The sequence below is a fragment of the Stenotrophomonas rhizophila genome, assembly GCF_000661955.1.
Classification (GTDB): Bacteria; Pseudomonadota; Gammaproteobacteria; order Xanthomonadales; family Xanthomonadaceae; genus Stenotrophomonas; species Stenotrophomonas rhizophila.
Genome location: NZ_CP007597.1, coordinates 2,971,026 through 2,990,389 on the forward strand (window position 1 = coordinate 2,971,026; position 19,364 = coordinate 2,990,389).

Below are 19,364 nucleotides of genomic sequence, written 5' to 3' on the forward strand. Positions count from 1 at the left end.
CAACGACATAATTCCGGCCGATTCCGCCACGCAAATATCGTCAAATTCCCAACGCCCCACCAGGGCATGCACCGGCTACAGCGCGCCAGTGCCCGAGGGCGTGCCGCGTACAGGTCGGGCTGGCGGCGTGTCCTGTTCCTGAAGCGACCGGCCATTTTTTCACCAGCCCTTGTTCAACCTTGTCGCACAAGGGCTGGCACGGGATATCCACAGCTTTGCCAACGACTCCCCCACACCCGGTGTGGACAACCGGCACCGGTATGGCGGCTGCACGGGCTGCGCGCTACCCTGTAGACCCTTTCCCTGCTTGCGGCCGCGGTCCCCTGGATCGAAGGCTGCCAGACGCAATGACCGCACTCTCGCAACGCGATTTCACCCTGGCTCCCGAAGACAACGAACGCCTGGCCAACCTCGCCGGCCCGTTTGATGAGCACCTGCGCCAGATCGAACTCAAACTCGGCGTGGAAATCGCCAACCGCGGCCACGTGTTCCGCGTGACCGGCCCGCGGCGCCTGGCCGAGGAAGCGCAGCTGTTGATCGAAGCGCTCTACGCCGAAGCGGCGGAGGTGACCTTCGACAATCACGCCATCCACCTGCGCCTGAACCAGGCCAATGTCGACCAGGTGGTCGAACGGGCCTACGAAGCACAGGAAGTGACCATCAAGGTCAAGCGCGGCACGGTGCGCGGCCGCGGCGCCAACCAGGCGCGCTACCTGCACCAGATCACCACCCACGACATCAATTTCGGGATCGGCCCGGCCGGCACCGGCAAGACCTTCCTGGCCGTGGCCAGCGCGGTGGACGCGTTGAACGAGTCGCGCGTGCAGCGGCTGATCCTGGTCCGACCGGCGGTGGAGGCCGGCGAGAAACTGGGCTTCCTGCCGGGCGATCTCAGCCAGAAAGTCGACCCGTACCTGCGCCCGCTGTACGACGCGCTGTATGAAATGCTGGGCGTGGAGAAAGTACTGAAACTGCTGGAAAAGAATGTCATCGAAATCGCGCCGCTTGCGTATATGCGCGGCCGCACGCTCAACGATGCCTATGTGATTCTGGACGAAGCGCAGAACACCACCGTGGAGCAGATGAAGATGTTCCTGACCCGGCTGGGCTTCGGCTCCACCGCGGTGGTCACCGGCGACCTCACCCAGACCGACCTGCCCAAGCACGTGAAGTCCGGGCTGCGCGACGCGATCGAGGTGCTGCGCGACGTGGACGGGGTCAGCTTCACCTTCTTCGAGGCCCGCGACGTGGTCCGCCACCCGCTGGTGGCGCGCATCGTCAGCGCCTACGACCGGCGCGACCTGCAGCAGGTGAATCCCGGCGCGGAGTAGCCGTACACTGCTGGCACTCCCGTCGCACAGGAAGTGCCATGAATCGTACCTGCGTGCTGTTGTGCCTCTGCCTGCTGGCCGCCGTGCCGGCAACGGCGTCGGCCACTGAAAAAACGGCCGCCCCCGCGCGTCCGTATGTGGAAACCAGCTACGTGATCGCCCCCAGGTCGGTGGGCGATTTCACCCTGGTACGCAGCAGTCTCGATCCGGATAACCGGTTGGCCGGGGCCAGCCTGCTCTACCGCGCCAAGGATCACCCCGAAGCGACGATCAACCTGTACATCTATGCAGCGGGCCGCCTCGATCCGGATACCGCAGTGATCGAGGGCATGCAGGCGTTCGGCGAAGGCATGAAGCATGCCGTCAAGGACGGCACCTATTCGCGCCAGCGGACGCTGGGGCCGGCTGACGCATTCCGGCTTACCCCTGCGCCGCCCCCGGCGGCGGCCAACGATGAGGAGGCCGTCATGCGCGACGCCATTGCCAACGCCGGCGGGGTGAACGGGCAGAAGCTGCGCATGGAACTGCATCGCGCGCCGGGCGACGCCCCGCTGCGCTCCAATGCGTATCTGTTTTACAAGCAGCTGTACTACGTCAAGGTGCGCATCTCGGCCGCGCAGCCGGACATCGGCGCCGAGGCATTCGACATGCTTGCGGACCAGGCCACGCGCGCACTGGTGCCGGCGGTGCAGGTGGAGAACGTTGGCGGCTGCGCCGCCGGCGCCATCCAGGTCGACTCCAACGCCTCCGATACGCAGATGATGCACGCAATTACCCGCCAGCTCAGCCAGCAACAGGGGTACCACTGCCACGGCTCGGCCAGCACCGTCCGTATCGAGGAGCGCCGTGCCACCACCGATGTCATCGAGATCGCCTACGACGCCGACGACTGGAAGTCGCAGTGAAGCGCCGCACGCGCGATACTGTCGGCTCCTGATTGATCTGAATTACCGGTATCGCCATGACCAAGGGCCCCGTCCGCCTCGATGTAGCCGTGAGCTACGCCCTGCCCCGCGCCGGGCTGCCCTCTGCGGTGAGCTTCCGCAAGTGGGTGGCTGCCGCGCTCAAGGGCCGCATCCGTGAAGCCGACCTGGCCATCCGCCTGGTCGATGCCAAGGAAGGTCAGTCGCTGAACCGGCACTACCGCGGCAAGGACTACGCCACCAACGTGCTCAGCTTCCCGGCCGAAGTGCCCGAGGGCCTGCCCAAGGGCGTGAAGTTCCCGCTGCTGGGCGACCTGGTGATCTGCGCGCCGGTGGTGGCCAGCGAAGCGACCGAGCAGGACAAGGCGCTCAATGCCCATTACGCGCACCTGACCGTGCACGGCGTTCTGCACCTGCTCGGCTGGGACCATGAGGACGACAAGGAAGCCGAGGCCATGGAGCAGCTGGAGCGCGACATCCTGGCTGAACTGGGCATCGACGACCCCTACGCCAACGAGCAGTAAGCCGCGCCGCCCGGCTCGCCACGGATTCCAGATGACCGCTTTCAAGACCCTCTGCCTGGGCCTGCTGGCCCTGCTGCCCGCCGCTGCGTCGGCCTCCCCGCTGGACCTGGCCGCGCTGATCGAGTGCCGCCAGAGCGTGGCCGACTACCGGGCGGTCGGGCCGGTCGTGGCCGACCCGCTCAAGGCAGTGGCCAATGGCCTGCAGCCGCTGCCCCAGGGCAACCAGTTCATGACCGAGTTCCGGCTGGCCACGCCGCTGACGGTGTTCGGGCAGCGCACCGAATACGTGGCGGTGGCCGGCGCCAGCATCATGGCGATCCTGGACCTGGCCGACCCGCGCCCGCTGGCGAAGACACTGGCGCTGGAGGACGGGGTGGACAACCCGGGCAAGTTCATGGCCGGGCGCGAGCTGGTCAGCCGCGATGTCACCGACCCGACCACCGGGGAGCCGATGATCGAATCGATCATCCTGAGCCTGTCCACGGTCAAGAGCCACCCGGGCAAGACCCTGGCCGGCTGCACCTACAGCCTGGACCTGCCCGCGGAGGAGGAGGCGCCGGTGCCGGCCCCCACCCCGCCGGCCGCCTCGGTGAATGCGGCCCCGTCAGGCGGGCGCTGACAGGGCCCCGCATCCTGCTAGACTGAATCCAACGCCCGGTTCGCCGGGTGCCCTTTTTTCCAGAGATGTCTGAAGACGACAGTAGTAGCTCCACCCTGGAGCAGAACGAAAAGAAGCGCAGCTGGCTCGAACGCCTGACCTCTGCCTTCTCCGGCGAACCCCACACCCGCGACGAGCTCGTGGCGGTGCTGCACACCGCGCACGATGATGGGCTGATCGCTGCCGATACCCTGCGCATGATGGAGGGGGCGATTTCCGTCGCCGAACTCACCGTGGGCGACGTGATGATCTCGCGTTCGCAGATGGTCTCGCTGCCGGTCGAAGCGCCCTTCCTTGAACTAATGAAGCAGGTGGTCGAATCGGGCCACTCGCGCTTCCCGGTGCACGGCGACAACAAGGACGACATCCTTGGCGTGCTGCTGGCCAAGGACCTGCTGCGCGGCGTGGTTGCCGACAACGGCCCGGCCAACGTGCGCGAGCTGCTGCGCCCGGCGGTGCTGATTCCCGAAGCGAAGAAGCTCAATGTGCTGCTCAAGGAGTTCCGGCTCTCGCGCAACCACATGGCCATCGTGGTGGACGAGTACGGCGGTGTCGCCGGGCTGGTCACCATCGAGGACGTGCTGGAGCAGATCGTCGGTGAAATCGACGACGAGCACGACGAGGCCGAGGACCACACCGCGCAGATCGCGATCCAGGCCGACGGCCAGTACGTGGTGGACGCCCTGACCGCGATCGAGGACTTCAACGAGCGCTTCGGCGCCAGCTTCCCCGACGACGACTACGACACCATCGGTGGCCTGGTCACCGAGGCGATCGGCCACCTGCCCGAGACCGGCGACGAGCTCAGCCTGGACCGCTTCGTGTTCCGGGTGGCGCGTGCCGATGCCCGCCGCGTGCAGGCGTTCCATGTGACCGTGCTGCCGGCCGATACGAACAACGAGGATTGATCCACGCCATGCGGCCCCTGCTGAAGCGGTGGCCGTCGTGCCGCCTGTTGTTCCTGTGCTGGATGCTCACCCTGGCCAGCCTGCCGTTCGCGGCGCTGGCCCAGGATGCGACGGCCCCCGTCACCGTGCCGGTGGCTGACTCCGGCGCGAACGCCTCGGCGGCACCGCGCATCGGCGTGGTGACCATGCAGCCCGGCGAGATTTTCTTCGAGCGCTTCGGTCACGATGCGCTGGTGGTGGTGGACCCGGTAACGGGCCAGGCCACCTCCTACAACTTCGGTTACTTCGATCCGGGTGAAGCGGACTTCATCGGCCGCTTCGTGCGCGGCGAGATGATGTACTACCTGGTGGCGCTGCCGCTGGACGAGGACATGGCCTACTACCGTGAGAGCGGTCGTGGGGCCAGCATCCAGTGGCTGGACCTGGACCCGCAGCAGGCGCGCGCCCTGGCCGCCTCGCTGGCCGAGCGCGCCAAGCCGGAGAACGCGCGCTACCACTACGACTACTACACCGCCAACTGCGCCACCATGGTCCGCGATGCGGTGGACCAAGCGCTCGGCGGCGGCCTGCATTCGCAGCTGTCCGGGCGCTCGCGCGGCAACACCTACCGGAGCGAATCGGTGCGGTTGGCCTCGCCGTCGCCGTGGATGTGGCTGGGCTTCGACATCGGGCTGGGGCCGTTCGCCGATCAGCCGCTTTCGCGTTGGCAGGAAGCCTTCGTGCCGATGCGCCTGGCCGATGCGCTGCGCCAGTCCCGCAACAGCGAAGGCCGCCCGCTGGTACAGGCCGAGCAGGAACTGCTGCCGCACCGCATCGCGCCGGAGCCCACCGAATCGCCGCGCCGCTGGTGGCCCTGGCTGCTGTGCGGCCTGCTGGCCGCGGCAGGCGTGTGTGCACTGCGCACGCGCCGACGCCTGCTGGGCGGCATCGCGCTGCCGGTGTGGCTGTTCTGCGGTATCGCCGGTGCGTTGCTGACCTACCTGTGGGGCTTCAGTGCGCACCAGGCTGCGTGGGCCAACCGCAACCTGCTGGTGCTGTCTCCGCTGTGCCTGCTGTTGCTGCCCGGTGCCATCACGCTGCTGCGCGGGCGCACCCCGCGTGCGTGGTTCCGCTGGGTGCTGTGGGCGGTGGCGCTGCTGGCGTCGCTGGGCCTGGTCCTGCACTGGCTGAGCCTGCAGGCGCAGGTCAACCTGCAGTGGATCGTGCTGCTGCTGCCGGTGCACCTGGCACTGGCATGGGCGCTGGGCCGTCGTGACGCATCTGTCACGGGCCGCTGACGCAGGATGCCGCCCATGGAAAGTACCGCACCCGTGAACCCGCCCTGCGTCATCAACTGCGTGCACTACGATGACCAGGGCATTCGCCATGACATCAGCCTGGATGCGATCAGCGATGTGATCGAAAGCGGCAACGGCTTTGTATGGGTCGGCTTGTACGAGCCGGCCGACAGCGTGCTGCTGAAGCTGCAGGAAGAATTCTGCCTGCACTCGCTGGCCATCGAAGACGCACGCAACGCCCATCAGCGGCCCAAGGTGGAGTCGTATGGCAACTCCTTGTTCGTGGTGGTCACCACCGCGCAGATGGTGGATGAGCGCATCGCCTACGGCGAAACCCATGCCTTCCTTGGTCCCCGCTTCCTGGTGACGGTCCGCCATGGGGCGTCGCTGTCCTATGCCGCGCCGCGCGCCCGGGTGGAGCGCGAGCCGGAGCTGCTGCGCACGATGGGGCCGTCGTACTGCCTGTATGCGGTGCTGGACTTCGTGGTGGACAACTACCTGCCCATCACCCAGCGCTACCGCGACACGCTGGAGCTGCTGGAGAAGGACATTTTCTCGGACAGTTACAAGCGCCAGACCGTGGTGCGGCTGTACGAACTGAAGCGCGAGCTCAACAAGATGCGCATGGCGGTAGCGCCGCTGCAGGACATGCTGGCCCAGATCAAGCGCTACCAGGGCGAGCTGGTGCCCGACGAGGTCAAGCTGTACCTGCGCGATGTGCATGACCATGCGGTGCGGATCAGCGATGTGATCGACACCCTGCGCGAAATGCTGGGCACGGCGCTGAACGTGAACCTGTCGCTGGTGACGCTGGCGCAGGGCGAGACGGTGAAGCGGTTGGGTGCGTGGGCGGCATTGTTGGCGGCGCCGACCCTGATCACCAGCTGGTATGGCATGAACTTCACCCACATGCCGGAGTTGGACCAGCCGTGGGCGTACCCGGCGATGATCATCGGCGTGGGCGCGATCTGCGTGGGGTTGTACCGGCTGTTCAAGCGGGTGCGTTGGCTCTGAGGCGGGGTGGCGGCCCGTTTCGGGCGACGGTGCCGGGTGTACGTCATGGGTGTGGTATTTGGAGCAGCCGACCAACGGTCGGCTCTACCCCCCGGTTTGAACGATGCGATGCCCGGTAGTGCCGGACGCTGGCCGGCTCCCGGTGATGCCGGATATATGCGACGTGTGCCGGCGTTACGGGCAGCCGACCAACGGTCGGCTCTACCCTCGGTTTGAACGATGCGAATCCCGGTAGTGCCGGCCGCTGGCCGGCTCCCGGCGATGCCGGATGTACGCGACGTGTTCTGGCGTTACGGGCAGCCGACCAACGGTCGGCTCTACCCTCGGTTTGAACGATGCGAATCCCGGTAGTGCCGGCCGCTGGCCGGCTCCCGGCGATGCCGGATATATGCGACGTGTGCCGGCGTTACGGGGAGCCGACCAACGGTCGGCTCTACCGATCCGATGTCCGGTAGTGCCGGCCGCTGGCCGGCTCCTGGCGATGCCGGATATACGCGACGTGTGCTGGCGTTACGGGCAGCCGACCAACGGTCGGCTCCACCTCGGTTTGAACGATGCGATGCCCGGTTCGGCCGGCTCCCGGCGATGCCGGATATATGCGACGTGTGCCGGTGTTACGGGGAGCCGACCAACGGTCGGCTCTACCGATCCGATGTCCGGTAGTGCCGGCCGCTGGCCGGCTCTTGGCGATGCCGGATACATGCGACGTGTGCCGGCGTTACGGGCAGCCGACCAACGGTCGGCTCTACCCCGGGGGGATCGTCGGTAGGTAGCGACCGTTGGTCGCTACCCTCTTCAGATCAGGCCACGTATACCGTTTTGATGTTCATGAACTCATGGATGCCGTGGTCGGCCAGTTCGCGGCCGAAGCCGGAGCGCTTGCTGCCGCCGAACGGCAGGCGGGGGTCGCTTTTGACGATGGCGTTGACGAAAGCCGCGCCGCATTCCAGCTTCTTGGCGATGGCTTCGCCCCGCACCGCATCCGCGGTCCAGACGCTGCCCCCCAGACCGAAGGTGGTGTCGTTGGCCACGCGCAGCGCCTCGGCATCATCGCGCACGCGCAGGATGGCCGCGGCGGGGCCGAACAGTTCTTCCTCATAGGCCGGCATGCCCGGCCCGACGTTGTCCAGGATGGTGGCCGGGTAGCCGGCATGGCTGCCCGCCACCGGCTCGCCGCCGAGCAGCAGTTTGGCGCCCTTGGCCACGCTGTCCTGCACCTGGCTGTGCAGTTCGTCGCGCAGGTCGGCGCGGGCCATCGGGGCCAGCGTGGTGCGTTCGTCCTGCGGGTCGCCGTACACGCGCTGCGCAGCGGCGGCCACGAACTTTTCCACGAATGCATCGGCGATGGCATCGACCACGATGAAGCGCTTGGCGGCGATGCAGGTCTGGCCACTGTTGTCGAAGCGCGACTTCACGGCGGCGGCGACGGTCTTGTCGAGATCGGCATCCTCGAGCACGACGAACGCGTCGCTGCCGCCCAGTTCCATGACGCACTTCTTGAGCTGGTCACCGGCATTGGCGGCAATCGAGCGTCCTGCCCGTTCGCTGCCGGTCAGGGTGACGGCCTTGACCCGCTTGTCGCGCAGCACGTCGGCGGCCTGGTCGTTGTCGATGTGCAGGACGTCGAACACGCCGGCGGGCAGGCCGCCATCGCGGCATACGGCCAGGATCAGGTCGGCGCACTGCGGGACGTTGCTGGCATGCTTGAGCAGGGCGACGTTGCCGGCCATGAAGGCCGGCGCAAGGAAGCGGAATACCTGCCAGATCGGGAAGTTCCAGGGCATCACGGCGAACACGCAGCCGATGGGCTCGTAGCGCACGTAGCTGCGCTGGGCCTCGGTGTCGATCAGCTGCGGCTTGAGGTAGTCGGCGGCATGGTCGGCGTAGAACTCGCAGGCCTGCGCGCACTTCTCCACTTCGGTCAGGGCTTCGGCCTTGAGCTTGCCCATCTCACTGGTCATGGCCCGCTGGATGTCGTCCTTGCGGGTACGCAGCTGCGCGGCGATGCCACGCAGGATGGCGCTGCGCGCCTGCAGGGATTGGCCAGACCAGGCCGGGAACGCGCCGGCCGCGGCGGCCAGGCGCTGTTCAACCTGGGCGGCATCGAGCAGTTCATGGCGGTAGGTGACCTGGCCGGTCGCGGGATTGACGATTTCAACGGTCATCGTGGTACTCCGGAAGACAGACCACCATTCTGCGCCCGGTGTTGTGATCCGGATGTTGCCGGGGTTGGCGGCGAGCCGGGAGTGGGTTGCGACGTGGCGTCGCAGGTTAGGGTCTGCGCGGAAAGCAGCGTTTCACTGCTACCTGTTTGGCACGGCGCGGGTGGGAGGCCGGGACACGCCGTGAATCCATCCATGGAGGCTCGCATGCGCCATCCATGGCGCATGACGGTCCCGGCCTCCCACCCGCACCATGCCCAGACAGTTGGCCGTGTCCGCACTAAGAGCAAGAGCCGGCCGACCGGTTTGATTGGGGAGAGAAGAGCAGCCGGGCAGAGCCCGGCTCTACGCGGCGCGTATCCGTGCGGTGCGGATCAGATCGGCGCGACGCGGGTCGGGATGGATCGGGATGGATCGGATCGGATCGGATCGGATCGGATCGGATCGGGACGGGACGGATGGGGTCGGTGCGGATCGGATCGTGATGGGTGGAGCCGGGCTCTGCCCGGCTGGGACGGTGGAACACCGTCCTGCTCCACCCCTCCCCCCAACGCGGCAACTGCCTTGCGCCGTTGCCCTGCGCCTTCAACAAAAGGGCAAGCATTCTGTCGGGCGTCGGCGTGGGTGGGTTGGCGGGACCGTTGGGCGCCATGGATGGCGCCCACGAGCCTCCAAGGATGGATTCACGGCGTGTCCCGCCAACCCACCCACGCCGACGCCACTCAGAACATGCAGCCCCGCTGTTGCTGTTGCTGTTGCCTCACCCCTTGTCCTGCAACGCCATCTGCATGTCGCGCTGGCGGCGCTTCTCGCCGCGGGCCGTCACGAACCACCCCACCACCGCCGCGATCGACACCGCCAGCACCATCAGCGTCGCCAGTGCATTGATCTCCGGCTTGATCCCCATCCGCACCGACGCGAACACCTTCATCGGCAGCGTCGTCGAACTCGGGCCTGCCACGAAACTGGCAATCACCACATCGTCCAGCGACAGCGTAAACGCCAACAACCAGCCCGCCACCAGCGCCGGGGCGATGATCGGCAGCGTGATCTGCAGGAACACCTTCAACCGCCCCGCCCCCAGATCCATCGCCGCTTCCTCCAGCGACCGGTCCAGCTCCTGCAGCCGCGACGACACCACCACCGTCACGAACGACAGCGTAAACGTCACATGCGCAATCCAGATGCTCGTCACCCCGCGTGCCGGAAAGCCGGGAATACCGCCCATCGCTACCAGCAGCGTCATCAGCGAAAAGCCCAGGATCACCTCCGGCATCACCAACGGCGCGGTGATCAGCGCACCGAACACCGTCTTGCCCGAGAACCGCTTGAAACGCGTCATCACCATCGCCGCCATCGTGCCCAGCACCGTCGACGCACAGGCCGTCCAGAACGCCACCTTCAGGCTGATCCACAGCGCATCCAGAATCTGCCGGTTGTTGAACAGCTCCCCATACCAGCGCGTGGAAAAGCCCGACCACACCGTGGCCAGCTTGGATTCGTTGAACGAATAGATCATCAGCAGCAGGATCGGCAGATACAGAAAGCCGAAGCCCAGCCCCAGCACCGACCAGCTCAGCCACCGGTTGCCGCGCACCATGCTCATGCCAGCTTCCCTTCCAGCTCACGCTGCTGGACCCGGTTGAACAGCAGGATCGGCACCAGCAGCAACAGCAGCATCACGATCGCCACCGCCGAGGCCGTCGGCCAGTCGCGGTTGTTGAAGAACTCGCCCCACAGCACCCGCCCGATCATCAGCGTGTCCGGACCGCCCAGCATCTCGGGAATCACGAATTCGCCCACCGCCGGAATCATCACCAGCATGCAGCCGGCGATGATGCCGGTGCGCGACAGCGGCAAGGTGATCCGCAGGAACGCCTGCCACGGCTTGGCGCCCAGGTCGTAGGCCGCCTCCAGCAGCCGGTTGTCCAGCTTGACCAGGTTGGCATACAGCGGCAGCACCATGAACGGCAGGTAGCAGTACACGATGCCGATGTAAGCGGCGGTCGGCGTGTACAGGATCTGCAACGGCGCATCGATCACCCCGAGCTTGAGCAGCAGCTGGTTGAGCAGCCCGTTGCGGTCCAGGATGCCGATCCACGCATATACCCGGATCAGGAACGAGGTCCACGACGGCAGCACCACCAGCATCATCGCCACGTTGCGCGCGGCCGGCGACATCCGCGAAATCACGTAGGCCATCGGGTAACCGATCAGCAGCGTGAACAGCGTGGCGATCACCGCGATCTTGATCGAACTCAGGTAGGCCAGCACGTACTGGCTGTCCTTCACCAGCGCCGCGTAGTTGCCCAGGTTGAGCTTCAGCGAGAACGCCCCGTCCACGTATTCCAGCAACCAGGTGTAGGGCGGCGAGCCCACCTGCGTACGCGCGAACGAGATCATCAGGATGATCACGAACGGCACCGCGAAGAACAGCAGCAGCCACAGGTAGGGCGCGGCGATCACACTGCCGCGGGTGCCGGGGAGCCAGCGCTTCCAGACGGCGGCGTTCATGCGGTGAGCACCACGCCGTCGTTGTCGCGCCAGCACACCCACACGCTGTCGCCCCAGGTCAGCCCGTCGCTGGCCCAGCGCTGCGAGTTGGCGAAGTTGGACAGCACCTTGGCCCCGCTGGGCAGGCGCACGTGGTACACCGAATGGCTGCCGAAGTAGGCGATCTCCTCGATTACCCCCTGCGCCTTGTTGGTGTCCCCGGCCGGCTCGTCCTTGCCGATCATCACCTTCTCCGGGCGCAGCGCGAACGCCACCGGCTGGCCTTCGTAGCCGGTGATGCCGTGGGCCACATAGATCGGGGCGGGGAACAGCGGCGTGCGCACGGTGACGTACTCCGGCAGGTCCTCGTCGATGACCCCGTCGAACAGGTTCACCGATCCGATGAACTCGGCCACGAAGCGGTTGGCCGGCTGCTCGTAGATTTCATCGGGCTTGCCCACCTGCTGGATCCAGCCGGCGTCCATCACCGCGATGCGGGTGGCCATGGTCATCGCCTCCTCCTGGTCGTGGGTGACCATCACGCAGGTCACGCCCGAGGTTTCGATGATGTTGACCAGCTCCAGCTGCATCTGCGAGCGCAGCTTCTTGTCCAGCGCGCCCATCGGCTCGTCCAGCAGCAGCAGCTTGGGCCCCTTGGCCAGCGACCGCGCCAACGCCACGCGCTGCTGCTGGCCGCCGGACAGCTGGTGCGGCTTGCGCTTGGCCAGCTTGCCCAGTTGCACCAGTTCCAGCATCTCGCCCACGCGGGTGCGGATCGCATCGCGGGCCAGGCCGTCCTGTTTCAGCCCGAAGGCGATGTTCTGCTCCACCGTCATGTGCGGGAACAGCGCGTAGGACTGGAACATCATGTTGATCGGCCGCTGGTACGGCGGCAGGTCGTTGATGCGCTGGCCATCCAGCTCGATGCTGCCCTTGGTGGGGGTTTCGAACCCGCCCAGGCAGCGCAGCAGCGTGGACTTGCCGCTGCCCGAACCGCCGAGCAGGGCGAAGATTTCGCCCTTGCGCACGTCCAAGCTGACATCGTCGAGCGCGACGAAGCCGTCGAATTCCTTGCGCAGCGCGCGGATGGACAGATAGCCCGGCTCGAGGACCGGCACGACCTCGCCTTCCGGCTTGGCATCAAATGGCATGGGGGGCGGCTCCAGGAGCGGCAGCGGACGGGGGGAGGATGGCATTTTACCGGTGGTGGCCGCGTCATGCTGTGCCCCGCCGGGGATCCGGACGTTGACGGGCCCGGCCGGGCCAGTGCCCTGCCCGTCCGGAAACGGCAACGCCGGCCCGGGGGCCGGCGTTGCAGGGGGCACGCAGGTCCGCTCAGCGACCGGTCTTCACCTCGGTCCACAACCGGGTGTAGAGCTTGTCCACCTCCGGCGTGTTGATCGAGTAGGTGAACATCTTGGCGGCCACGTCGGCCGGCGGGTAGATGGTCGGGTCGGTGCGGATCGCCTCGTCCACCAGCGGGGTGGCCTTGGTCACCGGGTTGGCGTAGTGGATGAAGTTGGTGTTGGCCGCGGCCACCTTCGGTTCCAGCAGGTAGTTGATGAAGGCATAGGCGGCCTCCGGGTGCTTGGCATCCTTGGGAATGGCCAGCATGTCGAACCATTGCGGGGCGCCTTCGCGCGGGATCGAATAGGCCACGGTCACCCCGTTGGCCGCTTCGGCGGCGCGGTCGCGGGCCTGGATGATGTCACCCGACCAGCCCACCACCAGGCAGGTGCCGCCATTGGCCAGCGAGCCCACGTACTGCGAGGAGTGGAAGTTCTGCACGTAGGGGCGGATGCCCTTGAGCAGGTCGGCCGCCTTCTGCAGCGTGGCCGGGTCCTGGCTGTGCGGATCCTCGCCCAGGTAGTGCAGCGCGATCGGGATCATGTCCGACGGCGTGTCCAGGATGGTGATCCCGCAGTCCTTCATCTTGGCGATGTTTTCGGGCTTGAAGATCAGGTCCCAGCTGTTGGCGATGTCGGTGCTGCCACCGAAGCGCTGCTTGAGCAGCTCCACGTTGTAGCCGATGCCGGTGGTGCCGATCATGTACGGCACGCCGTACTCGTTGCCCGGGTCCTGCTGGGCGATGCGCTTCATCACGTCCGGGTCGAGGTTGGCCAGGTTCGGGATCTTGCTCTTGTCCAGCGGCAGGAACACGCCGGCCTTGATCTGGCGACCGAAGAAGTTCAGCGTCGGCACCACCACGTCGTAGCCGCTGTTGCCGGCCAGCAGCTTGGTTTCCACCATCTCATCGCTGTCGAACACGTCGTAGGTCACCTTGGTGCCGGTGGCCTTTTCGAAGTTCGGGATGGTGTCTTCGGCGATGTAATCGCTGTAGTTGTAGACGTTCAGCACCTTGCTGTCGTCGTCGGACTTGCCGCCGCCACAGGCGCTGAGTACGGATACGGCAATGCCGAGGGTGAGGATTCGCAGCTTCATCGGACTCTCCACAGGTCAGGTGCGAGGTGGGGGAACCGGCCAGACCGGCACAACGGGTGCCAGCCTAACGGGCATGCCCACATTTTCCCAGCACATGGCCCTCACGGCCATGCCGGATCTGGCGACGCGGCGCCATTCAGACGTTGAGCAGCAGGAATTCACGCTCCCACGAGCTGATCACGCGGAAGAAGGTTTCGTATTCCTTGCGCTTGACCGACACATAGGCCCGGCAGAAGCGCTCGCCCAGCATCTCGCGCAGTTCCGGGCAGCCCTCCAGCCCGTCCAGGGCCTCGCCCAGCGAGCGCGGCAGGTCGTAGCCCAGTTCCTTGGCGCTGCCGCTGATCGGCGCGGTGGGGGAGCCCTGCTCGCGGATGCCGAGCAGGCCGGCGGCCAGGGTGGCGGCGATGGCCAGATAGGGGTTGGCATCCGAGCCGGCGAACCGGCTTTCCACCCGCATGTTCTCCGGCGTATCCAGCGGCACGCGCAGCCCGCAGGTGCGGTTGTCGAAGCCCCAGTGCACGTTGCTCGGGGAAACCTCGCCGAACATCAGCCGGCGGTAGGAGTTCACGTTCGGCGCAAAGAACGCCATCGCCGCCGGCACGTACTTCTGCAGGCCGGCCAGGTAGTGCCCGAACAACGGGCTGAAATCCTCACCGCCGTGCTCGCCGGTGAACACGTTGCTGCCGTCGCTGATCCGCAGCAGGCTCTGGTGGATATGCATCGCACTGCCCGGCTCGTTCTCCATCGGCTTGGCCAGGAAGGTGGCGTAGATGCCGTGGCGCATCGCCGACTCCCGCATGGTGCGCTTGAACAGGAACACCTGGTCGGCCAGATCCATCGCATTGGCGTGGGTGAAATTGACCTCCAGCTGTGCCGCGCCGGATTCGTGGATGAGCGTGTCCACGTCCAGCTTCATCGCATCGCAGTAGTCGTACATCAGATCGAGGATCGGATCGAACTCGTTGACTGCATCGATGGAGTAGGACTGGCGCGCGGTTTCAGGACGCCCAGAGCGGCCGGCCGGCGGCAGCAGCGGGAAGTCCGGGTCGGTGTTCTTCTGGACCAGGAAGAACTCCAGCTCCGGCGCCACCACCGGGCGCAGGCCGAGTTCGGCATAGGCATTGAGGACGCGCCGCAGCACATTGCGCGGCGCGAGTTCATGCGGCTCGCCGGTCTTGGTGAAACAGTCATGGATGACCTGCGCGGTGGGATCGGTGGCCCACGGCACCATGCGGACGGTGTCGGCATCCGGGCGCAGGATCATGTCCGAATCCGACGGTGAGGTCAGCTCGTAGTAGTCGTCCGGGAACTCGCCGGTAACCGTGGTGGCGAAGATGCCCTCCGGCAGTCGCGTGCCGTAATCGTGCGAGAACTTGTCGGCCGGAATGATCTTGCCGCGCGCGTTGCCGGTGATGTCCGGTACCAGGCACTCCACCTCGGTGATGCGCCGGTCCTTGAGCCAGCGCAGCAGCGTGCTTTCTTCGGGCACGGGCGGCGGTGCGGCCTTGCGCGAAGAAGAGGCCGCTTTGCGCGGGGCTGTGGCTTTACGCGAACGCGTTCGGGTGGTCATGACCGGTCTGCTTTGCAGGAGTAACGGCGACAAGCATCGCCGAAGGCTTGGAAAATGCGGTGATGGAAGGGATGGTCGGTAACACGCCATTCCGGGTGCCACTGTACCCCGAGCACGAAGGTGTGGGCGTCGCTGCGCGCGGCTTCCACCAGGCCATCGTCGGCGCGGGCCTCCACCCGCAGGCCGTTGGCGAGGCGATCAATGCCCTGCCCGTGCACCGAATTGACCTTCACACGGTCTGCGCCGGCCCATGCCGCCAGCCAGCCGCCGCCGGTCAACTGCACGGCGTGCGCCGGCGCGTACTGCTGCTCCACCGGCGCGGCCGGGTCCTCGCGGTGATCGGCCAGCCCGGGCACCGCGTGCACGCGCGCATGCAAGGTGCCGCCCAGCACCACGTTCACTTCCTGGAACCCCCGGCAGATCGCCAGCACCGGCATGTCGCGTTCCAATGCGGCCTGCAGCAGCGACAGCGCATTGGCGTCGCGCGCCGGGTCGTGCCGGTTGCCCGGCCAGGTGGGCGCACCGCCGTAGTGATGCGGTTCGATGTTGCTCACTGCGCCGGTCAGCAACAAACCGTCGAGCCGGTCCAGCCAGTGCGCGGCCGGCAACGGGGGCTGCAGGCTGGGCAGCAGCACCGGCGTGGCACCGGCCGCCACGGCCAGCGCATGCACGTACTTCTCGCCGGCCACCGCGAAACGGTGGTGGCCCAGCGGCGTGCTGTCGGTGGGCAGGCCAACCCAAGGGGGCGCGACCATGCGGCATGCTCCGATGACCTGTTGCCACGGTAGCGCCGCGGACGGGCGTGGCGCAACACGCCTTGCCGGGGGCATGCGCCCTCACATGCCGGCTGCGATGCCTGCGACAGACTGCGCGCTGTCACCGCGCATCGTTGCTGGCATGCTGTCACCATGATTGACGTCCCCACCGCCCCCTGCAGGTGCACGCCGTGAGCCGCGCTGGCCAGGACCATGTATCCAGCTGGTATGCCGACAGCCTGCCGGCGCAACCGCTGCGCCCGGCCCTGGCCGGCGACCACGCTACCGATGTGTGCGTATTGGGCGCGGGCTACACCGGCCTGTCAGCAGCGCTGTCGCTGGCCGAGCGCGGCTACCGGGTCAGCGTGCTGGAAGCGCACCGTGTGGGCTGGGGCGCTTCCGGGCGCAATGGCGGCCAGGCCATCGTCGGCTACGGGTGTGAAGTGGATACGCTGGAACAGCTGGTGGGCACCGAAGACGCGCGGCTGCTGTTCGACTATTCGCGCGACGGCATGGCCTTGCTGCGCCACCGCCTGCAGCACTACCAGATCGACTGCGACTGGCACGATGGCCACGCCAGCGTGCCGATCACCGCCCGCCAGGAACGCGCACTGCGTGCCGGGCTGCTCGACCTCGCCGAGCGCTACGACTATCCGCTGCAGTGGTGGGACCGCACCCAACTGCAGGCCCAGCTGGACAGCCCGCGCTATACCGGGGCCATGTTCGATGCGGCCAGCGGCCACCTGCAGCCGCTGGCCTATGCACAGGGCCTGGCACGCGCGGCAGAAGGCCTGGGCGTGGTGATCCACGAGCAATCGCCGGTCATCCAGTTGGTGCGGGGCCCGCGTCCGCAGCTGCGCACTGCTCACGGCAGCATCAGCGCCGACCACGTGGTGATCGCCGGCAACGCCTGGCTGCAGGGCATCGCCCCGGAGCTGGAAACCCGGATCATGCCGGTGGGCACCTATATCGGCGCCTCGCAGGTGCTGGGTGCCGAACGCGCCCGGTCGCTGATCCGCAACGGCATGGCCGTGGCCGATGTCAGCTGGGCGCTGGACTACTTCCGGCTCAGCGCCGATCACCGCCTCTTGTTCGGCGGGCGCGCCAGTTACTCCGCCCTGCCGCCACCCGGGCTGCGCGGGGTGATGACCCGGCGCATGCACCAGGTGTTCCCCCAGTTGGCCGACGTGGGCATGGAACAGGTCTGGGGCGGCTACGTCGACATCACCCGCAACCGCGCGCCGCATTGGGGCCGGCTGACCCCCAACGTGTACTTCGCACAGGGCTTCTCGGGCCATGGCGTGGCAGCAACCGGGCTCGCCGGCGCCGTGCTGGCCGAGGCCATCACCGGGCAGAACGCGCGCCTGGATGTGTTCGAACGCATCCCCCACCGGCCATTCCCTGGCGGCCGGCTGCTGCGCACGCCGCTGCTGGTGGCGGCGATGTCCTGGTACAAACTGCGGGATGCGCTGTGGTGAAGGCGACCGGAATTTGAGATGACCATCTCATTTGTAAATGCCATGTTGGTACGACCAACAACGCATCCGCACTTGATCCGATTCTGATAATTGCTGTCTGCAATTGCATAAACCGGTTTCTGCCGATACCGTCCTGTCTGAACGGAATAGTCCAGTGCATGGACGCTGGCTGGGCACGAACGGGAGGGAACGCGTGCGACTGGATTGGTGGAAAGACGGGCTTCAGGTGAACCTTCACATTCGTCCGGCTGGATTCGTGTTGGCTGCTGTGTACGCCATCGCCTGCTGGGCCGCGCGCCAACTGTCACTGGATCAGTTCTACCTGCCCGCTGGCGTTCGTGTAGCAGCGGTTCTGTTGTGCCCGCCGCGGTTGTGGCCCTATCTGTTGTTGGGCGAATACGCCTACTTCGCGCAGATGCGTTACCCGATGGTCGAAAAGTACGGGCTCACCTGGGTGATCCTGGCGTCGGCCAGTTTGATGCCGGCGGTGATGCTGATAGTGCGGTTGCACCGAAAGATGATGGCCGCCACCAAGACCATGTGGTTGATCTCCGTCGCGGCAGCATCGGCGGTCGTGGTGACATCGCTGAACATCGCTCTCTCCGAACTACTCTGGCCCATTCCCCCGGAAATGCCAGCGGCAACCGGTATAGCGCGTTACATCGTGGGTGACTTCATCGGCATCCTGACGGTTGCCCCCCTTGCCCTGCTCTGGGCACGTCGACATGCCGAACCGGAATGGACCACCGCATTTCGCAGGCAGACCCTCGCGGCTCTGTCGCTGATGTTACTGCTTGGGATTTCGGCCATGTTGATTCCGGCTGAATCGGCCACGGCAAAGACCAGCGCGCAATTGTTGATGGCCGTCCCGGCGATCGCACTGACCTGCCTGCACGGCTGGCGTGGCGCGGCCATTGGAGTACCGGCACTGAACCTGATCATTGGGCTGACTACCCCGGGCCCATATCCGTCGTCATTTGATCCTGCAACCTTCGCCACCCAGCAGGTCATGGCGATCGCAGGTGCGGCGCTGTTTGTGCTGGGCGCGCGCATCACGCATTACTACCATCGCTACCGCATCCGGGATGTCGATGAGAAAAACGCCATCAAGCTCGCCAGAAGCTCGCACAGAGCGAGCGAAATGGACCTGCGCGAGCGTGCGATCCACCTGAAGAAACTGGGTGATGGCATCGACATGTCTCTCACCGAAGTGGTGAACTGGCTCAAGCAACAAGGCCACCATGCAATCGCAACGAGCCTCCTGCATACCTCGGCCGTGCATTCGCGCCAGTTCCGTGAGCAAGCCAGCATGGTGTACCCCACGGCACTTGAACAAGTGGGTTTGTACGTGGCGCTGCAAGCGGGCGGCGTGCGCGAGGCATGGGACCTCACCCACCGGGTGGTCCGCCCCCAACTGGCCGGTGACCCGTGTCAGTTGAGCATTGAAGTTCAGCTTGCCACTTATCGCGCACTCACAGACTGCGTCTCGCTACTGCTGAAGCACGAATCTGGACAGATCCGGGTTCGGGCACGGTGTGGTCGATTCGAAGGAAGGAGCGGAATACTGGTAGCGGTGGCACTACTGGATGCCAAGCGCGCACTTTCCGGAGCGACAGAAGCACTGGCCATGGAGCGACTGGCTGGGCGAGTACTCGCCTACGGCGGGGTTATCCAGTGCCGCCAGAACCGAATACGGATGGTTCTGATGGAAGGTCCGACAAGAGCCGCTTCCGAAATTCCGGATTACAGTGGATTCGCGTCTGTCGGGGCCTCTGGAAGTGGCAGCCATCAGGCGCTGACCTGACGTCCTCTGCACGAGAACCTGCAGG

At 66.2% G+C, this 19,364-nt stretch carries 16 protein-coding genes; 9 read left to right on the forward strand and 7 right to left on the reverse strand.

Translation table 11 applies throughout. From position 1 onward, the window contains the following. Nucleotides 1-347 precede the first annotated feature (347 nt). The 7 genes from DX03_RS12860 to DX03_RS12890 all read left to right on the forward strand — a co-directional run bounded on the left by DX03_RS12860 (nt 348) and on the right by DX03_RS12890 (nt 6,635). Entirely contained in the window at nt 348-1,331 is a 984-nt protein-coding gene (locus tag DX03_RS12860) for a PhoH family protein (RefSeq protein WP_038689307.1), read from the forward strand. Between the two features lie 38 nt (nt 1,332-1,369). Then, nucleotides 1,370-2,236, forward strand: coding sequence for a hypothetical protein (locus DX03_RS12865; protein WP_244880120.1), 867 nt, complete (start codon nt 1,370-1,372; stop codon nt 2,234-2,236). A gap of 56 nt (nt 2,237-2,292) precedes the next feature. Then, the gene (gene ybeY, locus DX03_RS12870; protein ID WP_038689309.1) at nt 2,293-2,778 is read left to right on the forward strand and encodes an rRNA maturation RNase YbeY; all 486 of its coding nucleotides are present in this window, start codon (nt 2,293-2,295) and stop codon (nt 2,776-2,778) included. A gap of 31 nt (nt 2,779-2,809) precedes the next feature. Further along, entirely contained in the window at nt 2,810-3,397 is a 588-nt protein-coding gene (locus DX03_RS12875; protein WP_038689311.1) for a hypothetical protein, read from the forward strand. A gap of 65 nt (nt 3,398-3,462) precedes the next feature. After that, nucleotides 3,463-4,344, forward strand: coding sequence for a CorC family transporter (locus tag DX03_RS12880; protein ID WP_038689313.1), 882 nt, complete (start codon nt 3,463-3,465; stop codon nt 4,342-4,344). A gap of 62 nt (nt 4,345-4,406) precedes the next feature. After that, a complete protein-coding gene (locus DX03_RS12885) occupies nt 4,407-5,621 on the forward strand; it encodes a lipoprotein N-acyltransferase Lnb domain-containing protein (protein WP_244880247.1) in 1,215 nt (404 codons plus the stop codon). Between the two features lie 15 nt (nt 5,622-5,636). Next, nucleotides 5,637-6,635, forward strand: coding sequence for a magnesium and cobalt transport protein CorA (locus DX03_RS12890; protein ID WP_038689315.1), 999 nt, complete (start codon nt 5,637-5,639; stop codon nt 6,633-6,635). Between the two features lie 800 nt (nt 6,636-7,435). On the opposite strand, the gene DX03_RS12895 is transcribed toward DX03_RS12890, so the two are convergent. The 7 genes from DX03_RS12895 to DX03_RS12925 form a co-directional block, all read right to left on the reverse strand. After that, nucleotides 7,436-8,800 (reverse strand): NAD-dependent succinate-semialdehyde dehydrogenase, encoded by a 1,365-nt coding sequence (locus DX03_RS12895; protein WP_038689317.1) that lies wholly within the window; start codon nt 8,798-8,800, stop codon nt 7,436-7,438. 757 nt (nt 8,801-9,557) lie between these two features. Continuing rightward, nucleotides 9,558-10,403, reverse strand: a complete 846-nt coding sequence (locus DX03_RS12900) for an ABC transporter permease subunit (RefSeq protein WP_038689319.1) — start codon at nt 10,401-10,403, stop codon at nt 9,558-9,560. Next, the gene (locus DX03_RS12905; RefSeq protein WP_038689321.1) at nt 10,400-11,311 is read right to left on the reverse strand and encodes an ABC transporter permease subunit; all 912 of its coding nucleotides are present in this window, start codon (nt 11,309-11,311) and stop codon (nt 10,400-10,402) included. The genes DX03_RS12900 and DX03_RS12905 overlap by 4 nt, the downstream gene beginning before the upstream one ends. Next, nucleotides 11,308-12,441: an ABC transporter ATP-binding protein gene (locus DX03_RS12910; RefSeq protein ID WP_038689323.1), complete on the reverse strand. Its 1,134-nt coding sequence runs from the start codon at nt 12,439-12,441 to the stop codon at nt 11,308-11,310. Before DX03_RS12910 ends, DX03_RS12905 begins: the two co-directional genes overlap by 4 nt. Nucleotides 12,442-12,625: 184 nt before the next feature. After that, nucleotides 12,626-13,732: a polyamine ABC transporter substrate-binding protein gene (locus DX03_RS12915; RefSeq protein ID WP_038689325.1), complete on the reverse strand. Its 1,107-nt coding sequence runs from the start codon at nt 13,730-13,732 to the stop codon at nt 12,626-12,628. A gap of 136 nt (nt 13,733-13,868) precedes the next feature. Beyond that, complete coding sequence (locus DX03_RS12920) at nt 13,869-15,302, reverse strand: glutamine synthetase family protein (protein ID WP_038689327.1); 1,434 nt, start codon at nt 15,300-15,302, stop codon at nt 13,869-13,871. Next, a complete protein-coding gene (locus tag DX03_RS12925) occupies nt 15,299-16,057 on the reverse strand; it encodes a gamma-glutamyl-gamma-aminobutyrate hydrolase family protein (protein WP_038689329.1) in 759 nt (252 codons plus the stop codon). Before DX03_RS12925 ends, DX03_RS12920 begins: the two co-directional genes overlap by 4 nt. A gap of 182 nt (nt 16,058-16,239) precedes the next feature. Between DX03_RS12925 and DX03_RS12930 the strand changes: the two genes are divergently transcribed. Beyond that, nucleotides 16,240-17,535: an NAD(P)/FAD-dependent oxidoreductase gene (locus tag DX03_RS12930; RefSeq protein ID WP_425598276.1), complete on the forward strand. Its 1,296-nt coding sequence runs from the start codon at nt 16,240-16,242 to the stop codon at nt 17,533-17,535. 193 nt (nt 17,536-17,728) lie between these two features. Further along, a complete protein-coding gene (locus DX03_RS12935; protein WP_081797240.1) occupies nt 17,729-19,339 on the forward strand; it encodes an MASE1 domain-containing protein in 1,611 nt (536 codons plus the stop codon). Nucleotides 19,340-19,364: the final 25 nt, after the last annotated feature.